13 protein-coding genes are annotated in these 17,625 nt (G+C 72.1%); 10 read left to right on the forward strand and 3 right to left on the reverse strand.

Going from position 1 to position 17,625, the window contains the following annotated elements; translation table 11 throughout:
* Positions 1–112 precede the first annotated feature (112 nt).
* The 9 genes from ahcY to raiA all read left to right on the forward strand — a co-directional run bounded on the left by ahcY (position 113) and on the right by raiA (position 11,392).
* Positions 113–1,600 (forward strand): adenosylhomocysteinase, encoded by a 1,488-nt coding sequence (ahcY, locus tag O7619_RS08970; protein ID WP_282286928.1) that lies wholly within the window; start codon positions 113–115, stop codon positions 1,598–1,600.
* A gap of 200 nt (positions 1,601–1,800) precedes the next feature.
* Entirely contained in the window at positions 1,801–2,784 is a 984-nt protein-coding gene (gene efeU / locus O7619_RS08975; protein WP_282286930.1) for an iron uptake transporter permease EfeU, read from the forward strand.
* A gap of 31 nt (positions 2,785–2,815) precedes the next feature.
* Positions 2,816–3,946: an iron uptake system protein EfeO gene (gene efeO / locus O7619_RS08980; RefSeq protein WP_282286932.1), complete on the forward strand. Its 1,131-nt coding sequence runs from the start codon at positions 2,816–2,818 to the stop codon at positions 3,944–3,946.
* Positions 3,943–5,265: an iron uptake transporter deferrochelatase/peroxidase subunit gene (efeB, locus tag O7619_RS08985; RefSeq protein ID WP_282286935.1), complete on the forward strand. Its 1,323-nt coding sequence runs from the start codon at positions 3,943–3,945 to the stop codon at positions 5,263–5,265. The genes efeO and efeB overlap by 4 nt, the downstream gene beginning before the upstream one ends.
* Positions 5,266–5,475: 210 nt before the next feature.
* The gene (gene mtrA, locus O7619_RS08990; RefSeq protein WP_281584836.1) at positions 5,476–6,165 is read left to right on the forward strand and encodes an MtrAB system response regulator MtrA; all 690 of its coding nucleotides are present in this window, start codon (positions 5,476–5,478) and stop codon (positions 6,163–6,165) included.
* Positions 6,166–6,178: 13 nt separating this feature from the next.
* The gene (gene mtrB, locus O7619_RS08995) at positions 6,179–7,933 is read left to right on the forward strand and encodes an MtrAB system histidine kinase MtrB (RefSeq protein WP_282286938.1); all 1,755 of its coding nucleotides are present in this window, start codon (positions 6,179–6,181) and stop codon (positions 7,931–7,933) included.
* 59 nt (positions 7,934–7,992) lie between these two features.
* Positions 7,993–9,783 (forward strand): LpqB family beta-propeller domain-containing protein, encoded by a 1,791-nt coding sequence (locus O7619_RS09000; protein WP_282286940.1) that lies wholly within the window; start codon positions 7,993–7,995, stop codon positions 9,781–9,783.
* A 7-nt stretch (positions 9,784–9,790) separates the two neighbouring features.
* Positions 9,791–10,498, forward strand: a complete 708-nt coding sequence (locus O7619_RS09005) for a ComF family protein (protein WP_282286942.1) — start codon at positions 9,791–9,793, stop codon at positions 10,496–10,498.
* 249 nt (positions 10,499–10,747) lie between these two features.
* Entirely contained in the window at positions 10,748–11,392 is a 645-nt protein-coding gene (raiA, locus tag O7619_RS09010; RefSeq protein WP_282286944.1) for a ribosome-associated translation inhibitor RaiA, read from the forward strand.
* Between the two features lie 43 nt (positions 11,393–11,435).
* Here raiA and O7619_RS09015 read toward each other — a convergent pair whose 3' ends face one another.
* On the reverse strand, positions 11,436–12,542 hold the full coding sequence (locus O7619_RS09015; RefSeq protein WP_282286946.1) for a GNAT family N-acetyltransferase: 1,107 nt from the start codon (positions 12,540–12,542) through the stop codon (positions 11,436–11,438).
* Positions 12,542–13,696, reverse strand: a complete 1,155-nt coding sequence (locus tag O7619_RS09020; protein ID WP_282286948.1) for a GNAT family N-acetyltransferase — start codon at positions 13,694–13,696, stop codon at positions 12,542–12,544. The genes O7619_RS09015 and O7619_RS09020 overlap by 1 nt, the downstream gene beginning before the upstream one ends.
* Positions 13,697–13,866: 170 nt before the next feature.
* Here O7619_RS09020 and secA point away from each other — a divergent pair, with 170 nt between their 5' ends.
* Entirely contained in the window at positions 13,867–16,776 is a 2,910-nt protein-coding gene (gene secA, locus O7619_RS09025) for a preprotein translocase subunit SecA (protein WP_282286949.1), read from the forward strand.
* A gap of 185 nt (positions 16,777–16,961) precedes the next feature.
* Here the strand turns inward: secA and O7619_RS09030 are convergent, their stop codons facing one another.
* Positions 16,962–17,582, reverse strand: a complete 621-nt coding sequence (locus O7619_RS09030) for an Rv3235 family protein (protein WP_282286950.1) — start codon at positions 17,580–17,582, stop codon at positions 16,962–16,964.
* Positions 17,583–17,625 lie beyond the last annotated feature (43 nt).

Genomic DNA, 17,625 nt, shown 5'->3' on the forward strand with positions numbered 1-17,625 from the left:
CCGACCGCCCCGTGCGCTGTCGTCTGCCGGCCCCGGCCAACCGGGCCAGGGTGAGCCGGCCCACGCGCGTAAGGTGAAAAGCTGCGCAGCACTTCCTTCGACAGGAGCTTCCATGACCAGCACGCTTCCGGCAGCCCGCAGCGGCGCCCGGCCGAGCACCCTCGCCGAGGGCGACTACAAGGTGGCGGATCTGTCGCTCGCCGAGTTCGGGCGCAAGGAGATCCGGCTCGCGGAGCACGAGATGCCCGGCCTGATGGCGATCCGGCGCGAGTTCGCCGAGGCCCAGCCGCTCGCCGGTGCCCGCATCACCGGCTCGCTGCACATGACCGTCCAGACCGCCGTCCTGATCGAGACCCTGGTCGCGCTCGGCGCGCAGGTCCGCTGGGCGTCCTGCAACATCTTCTCCACCCAGGACCACGCCGCCGCGGCGATCGTGGTCGGCCCCGAGGGCACCCCGGAGGCCCCGGCCGGTGTCCCGGTCTACGCCTGGAAGGGCGAGAGCCTGCCGGAATACTGGTGGTGCACCGAGCAGGTGCTCGCCTGGCCGGACGGGCAGGGTCCGAACATGATCCTGGACGACGGTGGCGACGCCACGCTGCTCGTCCACAAGGGCGCGGAGTTCGAGAAGGCCGGGGCCGTGCCGCCGGTCGAGTCCGCCGACTCCGAGGAGTACGCGGTCATCCTCGACCTGCTGCACCGCTCGCTCGGCGAGGACAACCAGCGCTGGACCCGGATCGCCGCCGGCATCAAGGGCGTCACCGAGGAGACCACCACCGGCGTGCACCGGCTCTACGAGATGCACCGCGCCGGCACCCTGCTCTTCCCGGCCATCAACGTCAACGACTCGGTGACCAAGAGCAAGTTCGACAACAAGTACGGGTGCCGCCACTCGCTCATCGACGGCATCAACCGGGCCACCGACGTGCTGATCGGCGGCAAGATGGCCGTCGTCATGGGCTACGGCGACGTGGGCAAGGGGTGCGCCGAGTCGCTGCGCGGCCAGGGCGCCCGGGTCGTGGTGACCGAGGTCGACCCGATCTGCGCGCTCCAGGCGGCGATGGACGGCTACCAGGTCGCCACGCTCGACGACGTGGTGGAGCAGGCTGACATCTTCATCACCGCGACCGGCTGCTTCGACGTCATCACCAACGAGCACATGGCCCGGATGAAGCACCAGGCCATCGTCGGCAACATCGGCCACTTCGACAACGAGATCGACATGGCCGGCCTGGCGAAGCGCTCCGACGTCACCCGGGAGAACATCAAGCCGCAGGTCGACGTGTGGCGGTTCGACGACGGCCACGCCATCATCGTGCTCTCCGAGGGCCGCCTGCTCAACCTGGGCAACGCCACCGGCCACCCGAGCTTCGTGATGTCGAACTCGTTCGCCAACCAGACGATCGCCCAGATCGAGCTGTTCACCAAGACCGACGACTACCCCACCGGGGTCTACGTGCTGCCCAAGCACCTGGACGAGAAGGTCGCCCGGCTGCACCTGGGCGCGCTCGGCGCCAAGCTGACCACGCTCACCAAGGAGCAGGCCGCCTACCTGGGCGTCTCCCCGGAGGGCCCGTTCAAGTCGGAGCACTACCGCTACTGATTTCGCACTCCCGGGAGGGACCGGGGTCGGCCGCCGCGCGGTCGTCCCGGTCCCTTTCGCGTACGCGGGTCCGACGGCGCCGGGTCTCGTCCGTGCGGGGGTGACGCTGCCATGAACAACTTGACGTGGCGGAAGAACGGGAGCAAGGTATGGCTGTCCTAAGTTAACTGAGGCATCCCTCACCTACTGCGGAGTAACCGATGTTCGCCACGTACCTGATCGGCCTACGGGAGGGCCTGGAAGCGACCCTGGTGGTCAGCATCCTGGTCGCCTTCCTGGTGAAGTCGCAGCGACGTGACCGACTGCCGCAGGTCTGGGCCGGCGTCGGCCTGGCCGTCGCGCTCTCCGTCGGCTTCGGCTCACTGATCCAGTACACCTCGACCTCGCTGCTGCGGACCTCCGAGTCGCGCGAGTTCTTCGAGGCGGTCACGTCCGTCGCCGCGGTGGTGTTCGTGACCTGGATGATCTTCTGGATGCGGAAGGCGGCCCGGACGATCGCGGGCGAGCTGCGCGGCCGGCTCACCGACGCGCTTGCCGTGGGATCCCTGGCGGTCGCCGGGATGGCCTTCCTCGCGGTGGTCCGGGAGGGCCTGGAGACCGCGCTGATCTTCTACGCCGCGGCCGAGAGCGTGGCCGGCGGCACCGGGCTGAACTCGCTGCTCGCCCTGGCCGGCGGCATCGTCACCGCCGTGGCGATCGGCTTCGGGCTGTACCGCAGCGCGCTGAAGATCAACCTGAGCCGCTTCTTCACCTGGACCGGCGCGCTGCTGATCCTGGTCGCCGCCGGCATCCTCAAGTACGGGGTGCACGACTTCCAGGAGGCCGGCGTGCTGCCCGGCCTGAACAACCAGGCCTTCGACATCTCCGCCACGCTGGACCCGAACGCCTGGTACGGCGCGCTGCTCGCCGGCATGTTCAACATCACCGCCGCGCCGACCGTGCTGGAGCTGATCGCCTGGGTCGCGTACGCGGTGCCGGTGCTCGTGCTCTTCCTGCGCAAGCCGGCCCGGCCCGCTGCGCCTGCGGCCAAGCCCGCCGCGGCCCCGGAGTCCGCGACGCCGGCCGAGCCTACCGAGGCCACGGCCGAGCCGGTCCGGCCGACCGCCGAGCCCGCCGCCCCGGCCGGGAACGCCCCGGCCGAGCGGTCGCAGCCGGCCGCCACCGCCCCGTCCCCGCGCGCCTGATCCGCCCCGTTTCCGAGGAGATTTCGCACCGATGCGTACCACTCGAATCGTCGCACCCGCCGCCGCCGGGTTGCTGGCCGTCGCCGGACTGGCCGGTTGCGGCGGCGGTGACGACGCCGACGCGGCGGCCGGCGGCCCGATCGCCGTCACGGCCACCGACAGCGCCTGCGAGGTCGCCAGCACCGAGATCGACGCCGGTCAGGTGACGTTCAAGGTGACGAACAACGGTTCCAAGGTCAACGAGTTCTACGTCTACGCCGCGGGCGACCGGGTGATGGGCGAGGTGGAGAACATCGCCCCGGGGCTCAGCCGTGAGCTGCGGGTCGAGCTGCCCGCCGGGACCTACGAGACCGCCTGCAAGCCGGGGATGAGCGGCCGGGGCATCCGGGGGGCGCTGAAGGTCAGCGGCACCGCCGAGAGCGTCGCACCCGACGCCGCGCTGACCGAGGCCACCGCCAGCTACCAGCGCTACGTGCAGAGCCAGACCGCCGCGCTGCTGACGAAGACCGAGGAGTTCGTGGCCGCTGTCAAGGCCAACGACGTGGCGAAGGCCAAGGCGCTCTATCCGGTGACCCGCACCTACTGGGAGCGGATCGAGCCGGTCGCGGAGTCCTTCGGCGACCTCGACCCGAAGATCGACGGTCGCGAGGAGGTGGTCGAGGAGGGCATGGAGTTCACCGGCTTCCACCGGATCGAGAAGGACCTCTGGACCACCGGCGACGTCAGCAAGGACGGGGCCATCGCCGACCGGCTGCTGGTGGACGTCAAGGCGATCGTGGCCAAGGCCAACGCCGAGAAGCTCACCCCGCTCCAACTCGCCAACGGCGCCAAGGCGCTTCTCGACGAGGTCGCCAGCGGCAAGATCACCGGTGAGGAGGAGCGTTACTCGCACACCGACCTCTGGGACTTCAACGCCAACCTGGAGGGCTCCAAGGCGGCCGTCGGCGCGCTGCGTCCCGCTCTGGAGCAACGCGCGCCCGACCTGGTCAAACAGCTCGACAGCGAGTTCGCCAACGTGGAGGCCGCGCTCGGAAAGCACCGGGCCGGCGACGGGTGGAAGCTGCACACCCAGCTCAGCGAGACCGAGCTGAAGGAGCTGTCGGACCGGATCAACGCGCTGGCCGAGCCGGTCAGCAAGATCGCGGCGGCCGTCGCGCGATGATCACCCCGGCCGGCGGTGACGCGACGAGCGAGCCGAGCAACTCCCGGGCCGATCGCCAGGTCTCCCGGCGACGGGCGATCACGCTCGCCGGCGTCGGCGTGGCCGGCGTCGCCGGGGTGGCGACCGGCGCGGGCGCGCTGCTGGCCGGCGGCGACCAGGCGTCGGCCACCGGTACGGCGGCGGGCGCGGTGCCGTTCCTCGGCGAGCACCAGGCCGGCATCACCACCGCGGCCCAGGACCGGCTGCACTTCGTCGCGTTCGACGTGGTCACCAAGGACCGGGACCGGCTGGTCGCGATGCTCCAGGAGTGGACCGCCGCGGCGGCCCGGATGACCGCGGGTAAGGACGCCGGGGTGATCGGCGCGGTCGGCGGCATGCCGGAGGCCCCGCCCGACGACACCGGCGAAGCGCTCGGGCTGCCCCCGTCGCAGCTGACCGTGACCGTGGGCTTCGGCCCGTCGCTGTTCCGCGACGCCCGGGGTCGGGACCGGTTCGGCATCGCCGACCGCCGCCCCGCCGCCCTGGCCGACCTGCCGCACTTCGCCGGCGACGCGCTCAAACCGGAGTTGTCCGGCGGCGACATCTGCGTCCAGGCCTGCGCCAACGACCCGCAGGTGGCGGTGCACGCCATCCGCAACCTGGCCCGGATCGGCATGGGCGTGGTGAGCGTCCGCTGGTCGCAGCTCGGTTTCGGGCGTACCTCGTCGACGTCGCGGGACCAGGCCACGCCGCGTAACCTGTTCGGCTTCAAGGACGGCACCGCCAACCTCAAGGCCGAGGACGCCGGACTGCTCCGGGAGCAGCTCTGGGTGCAGCCCGGCGACGGCCCGGACTGGATGACCGGCGGCTCCTACCTGGTCACCCGGAAGATCCGGATGTTGATCGAGACCTGGGACCGCAGCCCGCTCGCCGAGCAGGAGATGATCGTCGGCCGGACCAAGGGCAGCGGCGCCCCGCTGGGCCGGCGCGACGAGTTCGACGAGCCGGACTTCGCCGCGAAGGGCGACGACGGCGAGCCGGCCATCGCGGAGAGCGCGCACGTGCGGCTCGCCCACCCGGACCAGAACGATGGTGCCCGCCTGCTGCGGCGCGGCTACAACTTCGTGGACGGCTCGGACGGGCTGGGCCGGCTCGACGCCGGGTTGTTCTTCATCGCCTACCAGCGGGACCCGCGTAAGCAGTTCGTGCCGATCCAGACCCGGTTGGCCCGCAACGACGCGATGAACGAATACCTGCGGCACGTCTCCAGCGGCCTGTTCGCCTGCCCGCCGGGCGTGCGGGACGCGGCGGACTGGTGGGGGCGCGACCTGTTCTCCTGATCCGGCAGGGGAGAGGGCCCGGCAGAGGTGGCGGGTGGGGCGATCACCGGGGGATCATGGATACGACGGGTCCGCAACCGGTGGATCCGTCCGCCGCGGCACGCCACGCTGGTCGGCCACGCCGTCGGCTGTGGTGCGCGGGCGCGCTCGGCGTTACCGTGCCGTGAAGACTCCGACCTCCGAATGAACGGGGATGGAACGATAAACCCCATGAGAGCCCGCGTACTCGTGGTCGACGACGACCCCGCCCTTGCCGAGATGCTCGGCATCGTGTTGCGCAGCGAGGGCTTCGTGCCGTCCTTCGTCGCCGACGGAGAACGGGCATTAGCCGCGTTCCGGGACAGCCGGCCCGATATCGTCCTGCTCGACCTGATGCTGCCCGGCATGAGCGGCATCGACGTGGCCCGCGCGATCCGGGCCGAGTCCGGCATACCCATCGTGATGTTGACCGCCAAGAGCGACACCGTCGACGTGGTGCTGGGGCTGGAGTCCGGCGCCGACGACTACGTGGTGAAGCCGTTCAAGCCCAAGGAGTTGGTGGCCCGGATGCGGGCCCGGCTGCGCCGCGGCGAGGATGTCGCGCCGGAGCTGCTCACCATCGGCCCGCCCGGCAACCAGATCACCATCGACGTGCCGGCGCACACGGTCAGCCGGGACGACGAGGAGGTGAAACTGACCCCACTCGAGTTCGACCTGCTCGTCGCGCTCGCCCGCAAACCGCGCCAGGTCTTCACCCGTGAGGTGCTGCTGGAGCAGGTGTGGGGCTACCGGCACGCCGCCGACACCCGACTCGTGAACGTGCACGTGCAGCGGCTGCGCGCCAAGATCGAGCCGGACCCGGAGCGACCCGAAATCATCCTCACCGTGCGAGGCGTGGGCTACAAGGCGGGCACCGGATAACCTGGGCAGCACTGTGGTGACCACCCCGCTGCCCGACCCGCCGACCACCGAGTCCCGCCGGCTTCCCGCCGCGCGGGCGCTCTGGCGTGCGCTGGCCGGTCGCTCGACGCGGTTCGCCGCCGGCGTACGCCTGGCCTGGCGGCGGTCGCTCCAGGTGCGTGTGGTCACCATCACACTCGTGGCGTCGAGCCTGCTCGTGGGCGGATTCGCCTACCTGATCGCCGACAAGATCACCAACATCCTGCTGGAAAATACCGAGACCGACGTGCGGCTGCGGCTGAAGAACGGCAGCGACTACGCGGCCAAGCAGTTCAACCTCTACAGCCAGCCGCAGGAGGCCCAGCTCCAGGACACCATCGACGGCACGGTCAACTATCTGGCCGGGGGGGACCCGACCCAGACCAGCGGCGTGGTGGTGGCGATCACCGCCGACAACTTCACCGCGTTCATCGAGCCCCGCGTGTCCCCGGACGTGCCGGTGCGCACGGTGATCGGCGACGAGCTGCGGGCCACCGTGGCGTCCGGCAAGGTCGCCCACCAGATCCGCACCGGCACGCTCAACGGCGACCGCACCAAATACCTGGTCTACGGCTCGCCGGTGCCCACCAAGTTCGGGCAGGTGGAGCTCTACTACCTCGTACCCCTGGCCCGGCAGGACGCCACGGCGGCCGACGCCCGGGCCACCGTGGTCGCCACCGGCGTCGCGCTCGTGCTCCTGCTCGGCCTGCTGGCCGCCCTGGTCACCCGCCTCGTGGTGACCCCGGTCCGGGTCGCCGCGCGCACCGCCCAGCGGCTCTCCGCCGGCCTGCTCGACCAGCGCATGGTCGTCTCCGGCGAGGACGACCTGGCCCTGCTCGCCGCCTCGTTCAACCAGATGGCGACCAACCTGCAACGGCAGATCCTCCGGCTGGAGGAGATGTCCCGGCTGCAACGCCGGTTCACCTCGGACGTGTCGCACGAACTGCGGACGCCGCTGACCACGGTCCGGATGGCAGCCGACCTGATCTTCGCCGAGCGGGACGAGTTCGACCCGGCGGTGGCCCGCAGCGCCGAGTTGCTCCAGGCCGAGCTGGACCGGTTCGAGGAGTTGCTCACCGACCTGCTGGAGATCAGCCGGTTCGACGCCGGCTTCGCGGTGCTGGACAGCGAACCGACCGACCTGGTGCCGGTGGTGCACCGGGTGACCGAGCGGCTGTCCGGGCTGGCCGAGCGGGTCGGGGTGGCCATCGAGCTGGACCTGCCGGGCACCCCGGTGATCGCCGAGGTCGACCCGCGGCGGGTCGAACGGGTGCTGCGCAACCTGGTCGGCAACGCGGTCGAGCACGGTGAGGCCAAGCCGGTGCGGATCAGCCTGGGCATGGACCAGAGCGCGGTGGCGATCACGGTGCGGGACCACGGCGTCGGCCTCAAGCCCGGCGAGGAGAAGCTGGTCTTCAACCGGTTCTGGCGGGCCGACCCGTCCCGGGCCCGGCAGACCGGCGGCACCGGCCTGGGCCTGTCGATCAGCCTGGAGGACGCCCGGTTGCACGGCGGTTGGCTGGAGGCGTGGGGCGCGCCCGGACAGGGCGCGCAGTTCCGGCTCACCCTGCCGGCCCGGGCCGGGGACCGGCTGACCACCTCGCCGCTGCGGCTCGTGCCGGCCGACGCCACGCTGTCGTTCGGCGCTCCCCGTGCCGGCGGCCCGCTGGCCATTGGCCCGGGCAGCGGCGCGGGGGCGCTGGCCATCGACCCCGCCGACGGCCCGGAGCGGGTGGAGGTGGGCCCGTGAGCGCGAGGAGTGAGCCGGGTTTGCGAGCCCCGCAGTCGCGAACAGGGACGGGACGGCGCGTGCGAGGCCGGCTGCTGGCGCTGCTGCTCGCCGGGGTGCTGCTCCCCGCCGGGCTGGCCGGGTGCGGCATCCCGGCCGAGACCGGCGTTCAGGTCGACGGCTCGGTGCCCGCCGGCGAGGCCGGTTCGCTCAACGGCCCCCCGGCCTCGCCGCCCGCGCCGACCGACAGCGACGAGCCGGTGCCGTTCATCGAGAACTACCTGCGGGCAGCCGCCGCCGGGGAACGCGACGACGCCTACACCCGGGCCCGGAGCTTCCTCGCCGCCGAGGCCCGGAACCTGCTGCCCGGCAAGCCGCAGACGAGCGAGGTCGAGCTGACCGTGGTCCGGCTGCGGGCCAAGCCGGAGAGCACCCCGGCGAACCCCCAGGGCATCTTCACCGTGCGGATCAAGGTGCAGCAGGTCGGCGTGTTGCGCGCCGACGGCACGCTGGGCCCGCCGGGGGCCACCGAGACCGAGTACGTGTTCCAACTGCGCCGCGCCGAGACCGGGCTGCTCATCACCAACCTGCCGAACGTGCTGTTGACGAGCGACGCGGCGCTGCGGGAATACTACCGGTCGCGCACCGTCTACTTCTGGAACTCGGACCAGACCCGCCTGGTGCCCGACCTGCGCTACCTTCCGTCCTCGGTGCCGGCCGAACGGCGCGTCACCGAGGTGGTGAAGTGGCTGACCGGCGGCCCCTCCGACTGGCTGGCGTTCGGGGTCACCGGGCTGCCGGACGGCACCCGGCCGATCAACAACGCCACCGGCGCGGACTCCCAGTGGGAGGTCAACCTGAGCATGCCCGGGGCCACCGAGGCGCGGCTGGCCCGGCTCGGCACCCAACTGGCGTGGTCGCTGCCGGAGCTGACCGGCCACCTCGACCTGAAGATCCAGAACCAGAAACGGTTGACCGTCGACCTGGAGCGGGAGCGCGACACGGATCCGGCGTACCCGCGCGGTGCGAACCCCAGCCGGTTCAGCGTCTATGACGGCGTCGTCCACCCGCTCGCCATCGGCAACGAGCGGCGGGACCCCGTGCCGCTGCCGGCGGCCGAGAACCGGAACGTGGTCTCCGCGTCGTTCGCCCGCGCCGACGAACACGTGCTGGCCGCCATGGTGGTGACCGGGCCGGACCGGAAGGTCCAGCTCAAGGTGGGCACCGGCCCGGAGCCGGTGGCGGTGTTCACCCGCAGCGACCGCGCCTACCACTCGATGAGCCGGCCCACCTGGCTGCGCTCCCTGGACGAGAACCATTCGGCGGGGCTGGTGGCGGCCGACGGCAAGCTCTACCGGTTCGACGGGACGGCCGAGATGAACCTTGTTCCGCTCAACGTCTCCGGGAGCGTGGTGGCGGTCGCCGGCTCCCTCGACGGCCACCGGATCGCGCTCGTCGCCGGCGGCGCCGTCTATGTCGCACCGGTGAGCGTCGAGGGCGGCGTGGTGAGCCTGGGCCCGCCCCGCCGGCTGCCGACGCTGCTGACCGGCGTGACGGCGGTCGACTGGATCACGGAGGACCAACTGGTCCTGGCCGGCAACGACCCGGAGCGCCGCTCGGCCATCCATCAGCTCACCATCGACGGCGCCTGGGAGTCCACGCTGAAGTCCGAGATCGGCGCACCGGTGACCCAGCTCGCGGCGTACCCCGGAGGTGGGGACCGGGGGCTGCCGGCGTTCTCCTACATGTGGGAGACGAACGGCGGGGCCTGGCGGAACAACCCGTTCGACTTCGTCACGCCGGAGCAGGTGCTGGGCCTTCCGGCGGGCAGCCGGACGGCCAACCCGACCGCGCCCTTCTTCCTCTACTGAGGTCCCGGTGCCGGGCCTGGGGGGACTCTGGTCCGACCTGACCGATCTGGTGCTGCCGATCGGCTGTGCCGGCTGCGCGACGCGCGTCCCGACCCTGCGGCAGGGCTTCTGCCCGCGCTGCGTCGACGAGTTGGAGTCGCTGCGTCCCGCGCCGACCACGCCGGATCCGGTCCCGCCCGGCCTGCCGCCGTGCGTCGCGCTCGGGCCGTACGGCGGGGTGTTGCGCGAGGGGTTGCTGGCGTACAAGGAACGGGGCCGGCACGGGCTGGCCCGGCCGTTGGGCGCGTTGCTGGCCGAGGTGGTGGCGACGGCGGTGGGGCGACCCGGCCCGGTGACGCTCGTCGCGGTGCCGGACACCGCCCGGGCCGCCCGGTCCCGCTACGGCGACCACCTGGAGCGGCTGGTCCGTCCCGCCGCGGCCCGGCTGCGCGCGGCCGGCTGGCCGGTACGGGTGCTCCGGCCGCTGCGGGCACTGCCCCGGCCGGACTCGGTGGCGTTGGACAGCGCCGGGCGGGCCGCCGCGGCGGAGGCGGCGTTCCGGCTGCGCCGTCCGGCTCCGGCTCCGGCGACACCGGCCGGGACCGTGGTGCTGCTCGACGACATCGTCACCACCGGCGCCACCCTGGCAGCGGTGAGCCGCAAATTGCGCCGCGCGGGAATGACGCCAAAAGTCGCGGCGGTGCTCGCGGCAACGCAAAAGCGGCACCGACGGTAACGCTTCGTGTATCCCTTTCACCCCAAGGTGTATGAGCTGTTAAATTTCGCGACCACCTTCGGGCACCGGGGGTGACTGACGACCGAACAGGAGTTAGCGTTTCGGTGTCGGGGGTAGTGAGGATGCACACCTTCCCCGGCACTGGAAGGAGGCGTAGCCGAACACCACCGGTCGACGCCGAGCGGAGCTCTCCCCGGCGGGTCGACCGGAAGATCCGGACCGAACGACCGTCCGAACAAGGGAGGTCACGTGGACATCGTGGTCAAGGGCCGTAACGTCGAAGTGCCGGACCATTACCGGGTGCACGTAGCCGAAAAGCTCGCGAAGATCGAACGCTACGACCACAAGCTCATTCGCGTGGATGTCGAGTTGTTCCACGAGCGCAATCCGCGCCAGGTCGACCACTGCCAGCGGGTGGAGATCACCTGCGTCACGCGGGGTCCGGTGATCCGGGCCGAGGCATGCACGAACGACTTCTACAGCGCGCTCGACGCCGCCATCGCCAAGCTGGACACCCGCTTCCGCCGGGCGGCCGACCGCCGCCGGGTGCACCGTGGGCGGCACGCCCCGCTCTCGGTGGCCGCCGCGACCGCCGGCCTGCCGGTGGCCGACCTCGACGGGCCCGGCCTCGCGGCGCGCGACGGTCACGGCACGGCCACGGCCGTCGCCGACCGGCCCGACGAGAACGTCCGTGAGGAGCCCGACGACCAGCCGTGGCACATCGCCCGGGCGAAGGTCCACCCCGCCGATCCGATGACCGTCGACGACGCGCTGTTCCAGATGGAGCTGGTCGGCCACGACTTCTACCTGTTCCTCGACAAGGAGTCCGGCCGCCCCAGCGTGGTCTACCGCCGGCGCGCGTACGACTACGGCGTCCTCCAACTCGACACATGACCCCTTGACCGGTCAGGACGGGCCCCCGCGCGGGGGCCCGTCCTCACTCTTCGTCGGTGGCGAGCCGGCCGTAGACCACCGAGTCGACACGGACGCCCTCCGGGCCGGGCAGCCGGCCGCGCAACAGCCCCTCCCGCCGGAAACCGGCCCGTTCCAGCACCCGCTGCGAGGCGACGTTGTCCGGCCGGGTGCCGGCCCACAGCCGGGCCACCCCGATGCCGAACGCCCACCCGGTGACCAGCCGGACCGCGCGCGCCGCCACGCCGCGCCGGCGCGCCTCGGGCAGCAGGCTGTAGCCGAGCATGGCCTGCCCGGTGGCCGGCTCGTCGTAGAACAGCGCGCAACCACCGAGGACGGCGCCGGTGGCCGCGTCGAGGATCGCCAGGTCGGCGGCCTCGCCCGCGAGCCAGCGGCTCGCCGCCAGCCGGCAGCGGCGCGCGAGCGCCGCACGCTCCGGCGCCACCGGCGGCACCCGGTTCGCCACCACCTCCGGCAGTGAGTGCAGCCGGTACAGCGCGTCCGTGTCCGCCGGCTCCACCGGGCGCAGCGTCACGACGCCGTCGGTGAGCCGGCCGTCCGGCAGGTCCGGCAGCAGTCGGGCGACCGGCCCGGGCGGGTCGTCGGCCAGCCGCACCCAGGCGATCAGATCCTGGCGTACGCCGTCGCCGTCCGCGCCCGCCGCCCGGCGTACGCCCTCGTGCCGGTAGCCGCAGGTCAGAGCGATGCGCTGGCTCGCCACGTTGTCCGTGCGGGTGAGCAGCTCCACCCGGGCCGCGCCGGCGGCGAACGCCCGCTCGGTCAGCAGCCGGGTGGCGGCGGTCGCCACGCCCCGGCCGCGCGCCGCCGCTCCCACCCAGTAACCGATCTCGTACGTCGCCCGCTCCGCGCTGAGCCGGGTCAGCCCGACGCTGCCGAGCAGCCGGTCGGTGGCCGGGTCGGCGATCGTGTACGCGGCCCCGCCCGCCGCCCACGCCGCGAGCGCGCCCTCGTCGATCCACCAGCGCGCGGCGTCGGCGTCGTACGGGTCGGGCAGCAGGGGCATGAACCGGCGGATCTCGGGGTCGTTGCACCCGGCCACCATGTCCGGTACGTCCGCGAGGTGGCACGGTCGCAGCCGGACCCCGTACCCCTCGATCGTCTCCGGGGTCATCACAGGTCCTGCGGCAACAGTCCGCCGATCCACACGTCCGGGCGCTCGCCGCGGTGCGGGACGCCGCCGCGCAGCGTGCCCTCGACGGTGAAACCGGCCTTCTCGGCGGCCCGGCGGGACGCGGTGTTGCCCACGTTGGCCCGCCACTCGACGCGGGCCAGGCCGAGCGTGGTGAAACCCCAGGCGCAGAGCGCGGCCAGCGCGGCCGGTAGGTAACCCCGGCCCCGGGCGTGCGGGGCGGTCATGAAGCCGACGTCGGCGACCACCGGGTCGGTGGGAAGGATGCGCAGGTCGACCGAGGCGACGTAGCGGTCGTCCGGGTCGGCCACCGCGAACATCGCGGCGGTGCCGCGGGCCCAGGCCGGCCGCACGAGGTCCCGCAGGTAACCTACGGCATGCTCGCGCTGGTAGGGGTGCGGCACCGTGGTCCAGCGGACGGTGTCCTCGTCCCGGCAGGTGGTCACGATCGCGTCGAGGTCGCGTTCCTCGGGCGCGCGCAGCCGCAGCTCGACGTCGCCCGCGGTGGCGAACAGGACCGGCTGCGGCCGGCCGAAGACCGCCGCGCGGCGGGCCTGGAGCGTGGCCGGACCGTACGGGACCGGATCGCCCGGCGCGGCCAGGTCGGTCGGGATCAGCGAGCCGATCCACCCCTCCGGCCGGCCCTCCTCGGACGGGTGGGCCAGGCGCAGCTCCCCGTCGACCCGGAAGCCGGCCCGCAGCGCGACCAGCCGGGAGGCGTGGTTGCCGATCTCGGCCTGCCAGGTGATCCGACGCAGGTCGAGCGCGTCGAACGCCCAGCGGGCGACGGCCCGGGTGGCGCGCACCGCGACGCCCCGCCCGCGGGCCCCCGGCGCGGTCCAGTAGCCCACCTCGGCCGAGTTCAGCCCGCGGTCGACGGAGACCAGGCCGCAGGAGGCGAGCAACTCGCCGGTGCCGGCGTCGCAGACCGCGAACGGCGCCCCGGTGCCGTCCGCCCAGGTGCTCGCGCTGACCGTGGTCACGAACGCGAGGGCGTGTTCGGGCAGGTACGGGCGCGGTACGGTGGTCCAGCGCTGGATGTCCGGGTCCTGGCAGGCGCGGTGCACCGCGTCGGCGTCCTCCGCCCGCCAGGGGCGCAGCACCAGCCCGTCCTCGACGATCTCCACAGGCTCCATCCGAGCCATGGTGCCGGATCGTTCGCGGACGGCGTAACCCGATTTGCCGCCGCCGCCCGCGCGGTCGCGGCATTATGTCGGGTTCGCGGGTCCGGACCGCCGCCACCAGTGACCATCGCCGCGCCGGAGCGCCTACGATGGTTCGAGACCGTCTAGGGGAGCGTTGATCCGTGTCGATTCTGGAAAAGGTCCTTCGCGCCGGCGAAGGCCGCATGGTGCGTCGGCTGAAGGCCATCGCTGCCGCCGTCAACTCGATCGAGGACGACTACGTCAACCTCGGCGACGACGAGCTGCGCGGCATGACCGACCAGTTCAGGGAACGGCTCGCCGACGGCGAGACGCTCGACGACCTGCTGCCCGAGGCGTTCGCGGTGTGCCGCGAGGCCGCCTCCCGGGTGCTCGGCCAGCGGCCCTACGACGTCCAGGTGATGGGCGGCGCGGCGCTGCACTTCGGCAACATCGCCGAGATGAAGACCGGTGAGGGCAAGACGCTCACCTCGGTCATGCCGGTCTACCTGAACGCGCTCGCCGGCAAGGGCGTGCACGTGATCACGGTGAACGACTACCTGGCCGAGCGGGACGCCGCCTGGATGGGCCGGGTGCACGACTTCCTCGGGCTCACCGTCGGGGTGGTGCTGCCCAACCGGCCCGCCACCGAGCACCGCGCGGCCTACGAGTGCGACATCACCTACGGCACCAACAACGAGTTCGGCTTCGACTACCTGCGCGACAACATGGCCTGGTCGAAGGAGGAGCTGGTCCAGCGCGGCCACTTCTTCGCGGTCGTCGACGAGGTCGACTCGATCCTCATCGACGAGGCCCGGACCCCGCTGATCATCTCCGGCCCGGCCGAGCACTCCGCCCGGTGGTACCAGGAGTTCGCGACCGTGGTGGCCCGTCTCCAGCCCGGTACCGACGGCGAGGGCGACTACGAGGTCGACCACTCCAAGCGCACCATCGCGGTCACCGAACGCGGGGTCGCCCGGGTCGAGGACCGGCTCGGCATCGACAACCTCTACGAGTCGGTCAACACGCCGCTTGTCGGCTACCTGAACAACGCGATCAAGGCCAAGGAGCTCTACAAGCGCGACAAGGACTACATCGTCAGCGACGGCGAGGTCCTGATCGTCGACGAGTTCACCGGCCGCATCCTGCACGGCCGCCGCTACAACGAGGGCATGCACCAGGCGATCGAGGCCAAGGAGGGGGTGGAGATCAAGCAGGAGAACCAGACCCTGGCCACCATCACCCTCCAGAACTACTTCCGCCTCTACGAGAAGCTCTCCGGCATGACCGGCACCGCCCAGACCGAGGCGGGCGAGTTCAACAAGGTCTACAAGGTCGGCGTCGTGACCATCCCGACGCACCGGCCGATGGTCCGGATGGACCGGCCCGACGTCATCTACAAGACCGAGAAGGCCAAGTTCAACGCCGTCGTCGAGGACATCGCCGAGCGGCACGAGCAGGGCCAGCCGGTGCTCGTCGGCACCGTCTCGGTGGAAAACTCCGAGATCCTGTCGCACATGCTGCGCCGCCGGGGCATCCCGCACGCCGTGTTGAACGCGAAGTTCCACGCCAAGGAGGCGGAGATCGTCGCCCAGGCCGGGCGCAAGGGCGGAGTCACGGTCGCCACCAACATGGCCGGCCGCGGCACCGACATCCTGCTCGGCGGCAACCCCGAGTTCCTGGCCGCCAACGAGCTCCGCCAGCGCGGCCTCGACCCGGTCGAGCAGCCGGAGGAGTACGCCAAGGCGCTGGAGGAGATCCTGCCGACCTGGAAGCAGGCCTGCGACGCCGAGGCGGAGGAGGTCGCGGCCGTCGGTGGGCTCTACGTGCTCGGCACCGAGCGGCACGAGTCCCGCCGGATCGACAACCAGTTGCGCGGTCGCGCCGGCCGGCAGGGCGACCCGGGCGAGTCGCGCTTCTACCTGTCCCTCCAGGACGAGCTGATGAAGCGCTTCCGGGCCGGCGCGGTCGAGGCCGTGATGGAACGCTTCAACATCCCGGAGGACGTGCCCATCGAGTCGAAGATGGTCACCCGCCAGATCAAGAGCGCCCAGGCCCAGATCGAGGGTCAGAACGCCGAGATCCGGAAGAACGTCCTCAAGTACGACGAGGTGCTCAACAAGCAGCGCCAGGTGGTCTACGCCGAGCGCCTCCGGGTGCTCAACGGCGAAGACCTGTCCGACCAGGTCCGCAACATGATCGACGACGTGGTCGGCGCGTACGTGGTGGGCGCGACGAGCGACGGCTACGCGGAGGACTGGGACCTCGACCAGCTCTGGTCCAGCCTGAAGCAGCTCTACCCGGTCGCCGTCACGGTGGAGGAGTTGGAGGAGGAGGTCGGCTCCCGGGCCGGCCTCGACCAGGACTTCCTGCTCGCCCGCCTCAAGGAGGACGCGAACGCCGCGTACGACAGGCGTGAGGAGCAGCTCGGCGAGGAGGCGGTCCGTCAGCTCGAACGGATGGTCCTGCTCCAGGTGATCGACCGCAAGTGGCGCGAGCACCTGTACGAGATGGACTACCTCCAGGAGGGCATCAGCCTGCGGGCGTACGCCCAGCGCGACCCGGTGATCGAATACCAGCGCGAGGGCTTCGACATGTTCGCCACCATGATGGACGGCATCAAGGAGGAGACGGTCGGGTTCCTCTACAACCTGGACGTGCAGGTCGAGGAGGCCGAGCCGGAGGCCGAGGAGGTGCAGCTGCTGGACAAGCCGGTGGAGATCCGGGCCAAGGGTCTCAACCGCACGCCGCAGCAGCAGGGCCTGCAATACTCCGCGCCCGCGGTCGACGGGGAGGCCGGTCGTGGCTCCCCGGTGATCGAGCGGGTCGAGCAGCAGGCGCCGGCGCTTGGCATCGGCCAGGCCACTCCGGAGCGTCCCGCCGCCTCGACGCCACGCCGGACCCGGGCCGGCGCCGGCGGGTCGAGCGGCCAGGCGGTCGCCGCGGGCACCGCCAGGCGGTCCGCCTCGCCGCAGGTCGACGGCGGCGAGGGCCCGTCCCGTAACGCGCCCTGCCCGTGTGGGTCGGGGCGGAAGTACAAGCGCTGCCACGGTTCGCCCAACGGCGGCAACTGACCTTCAGGTACAGCTCGACGGGCCCCGGCCACCGGCCGGGGCCCGTCGACGTTCCGCGGTCCCGTACGTGCGCAGCGGCCCGGTCCGGTCCCGCTCGATCCGCCCCGCCCGACGCCGGTTCGGCGAGGTGGCGGCATCCGGCCGCACGGAAAGCACCACTTCGCCGAGGTGGTGCGGATCAATGCTCAGAGGACGTCCAGGACGAGGCAGAACCAGTTGCCCCGGTGGCGCTCCAGACGCACGGCGACCGCCCAACTGGTGCCGCCGGCACCGAGGAACACGGCGGTGGCCTCGACCGCGCCCGCCCGGGGCTCGCAGACCCGCAGACGGCGCAGGTGCAGGGTGGGCCGGGCGGTGCGGCGGCGGACCGGGGTCACCCGGCGCGCCGCCCGGGTCAGCTCGGCTGACACCGTGCTGACGGCTTCGGGCAGGCAGAGCGGTCGTAGCTGCCCGGGCGGCCGGAAGCCGTTGACGATCTCCAAGAAGGTGCGGATGAACCGGTACGCCGCCCGCGCGGCCTCGGGCGTGGCGGCGGGCACGTCGGGCGCCGCCTGATCTGCGGCACCGGGCGGGGTGCAGCCCGCCGGTGGGCCGGCGGAGGACCAGCGGGGCCAGCCGGGAGCGCGGTCGGGGGCCCGGTTGGCGGGCCGGTCGGGCTCCCGTCGGCGCGGGTCGACCAGGTCGAGGGCGAGTTGGCCGGCATGACTCCAGGCTGGGTCGTCGTCGATGCAGGGCGGGTCGAGGGGCGGGGCGGGCCGGAGACGGACCGGTGGACGCGGTGCTCGGGGACGGCGGGTGTCAACCATGTCAGCCCTCGAATCCTTGCGTTTGCCTCTGTTTGCCTGCGAC

The sequence above is a fragment of the Micromonospora sp. WMMD998 genome (genome assembly GCF_029581235.1).
In the GTDB taxonomy this organism is placed as follows: Bacteria; Actinomycetota; Actinomycetes; order Mycobacteriales; family Micromonosporaceae; genus Micromonospora.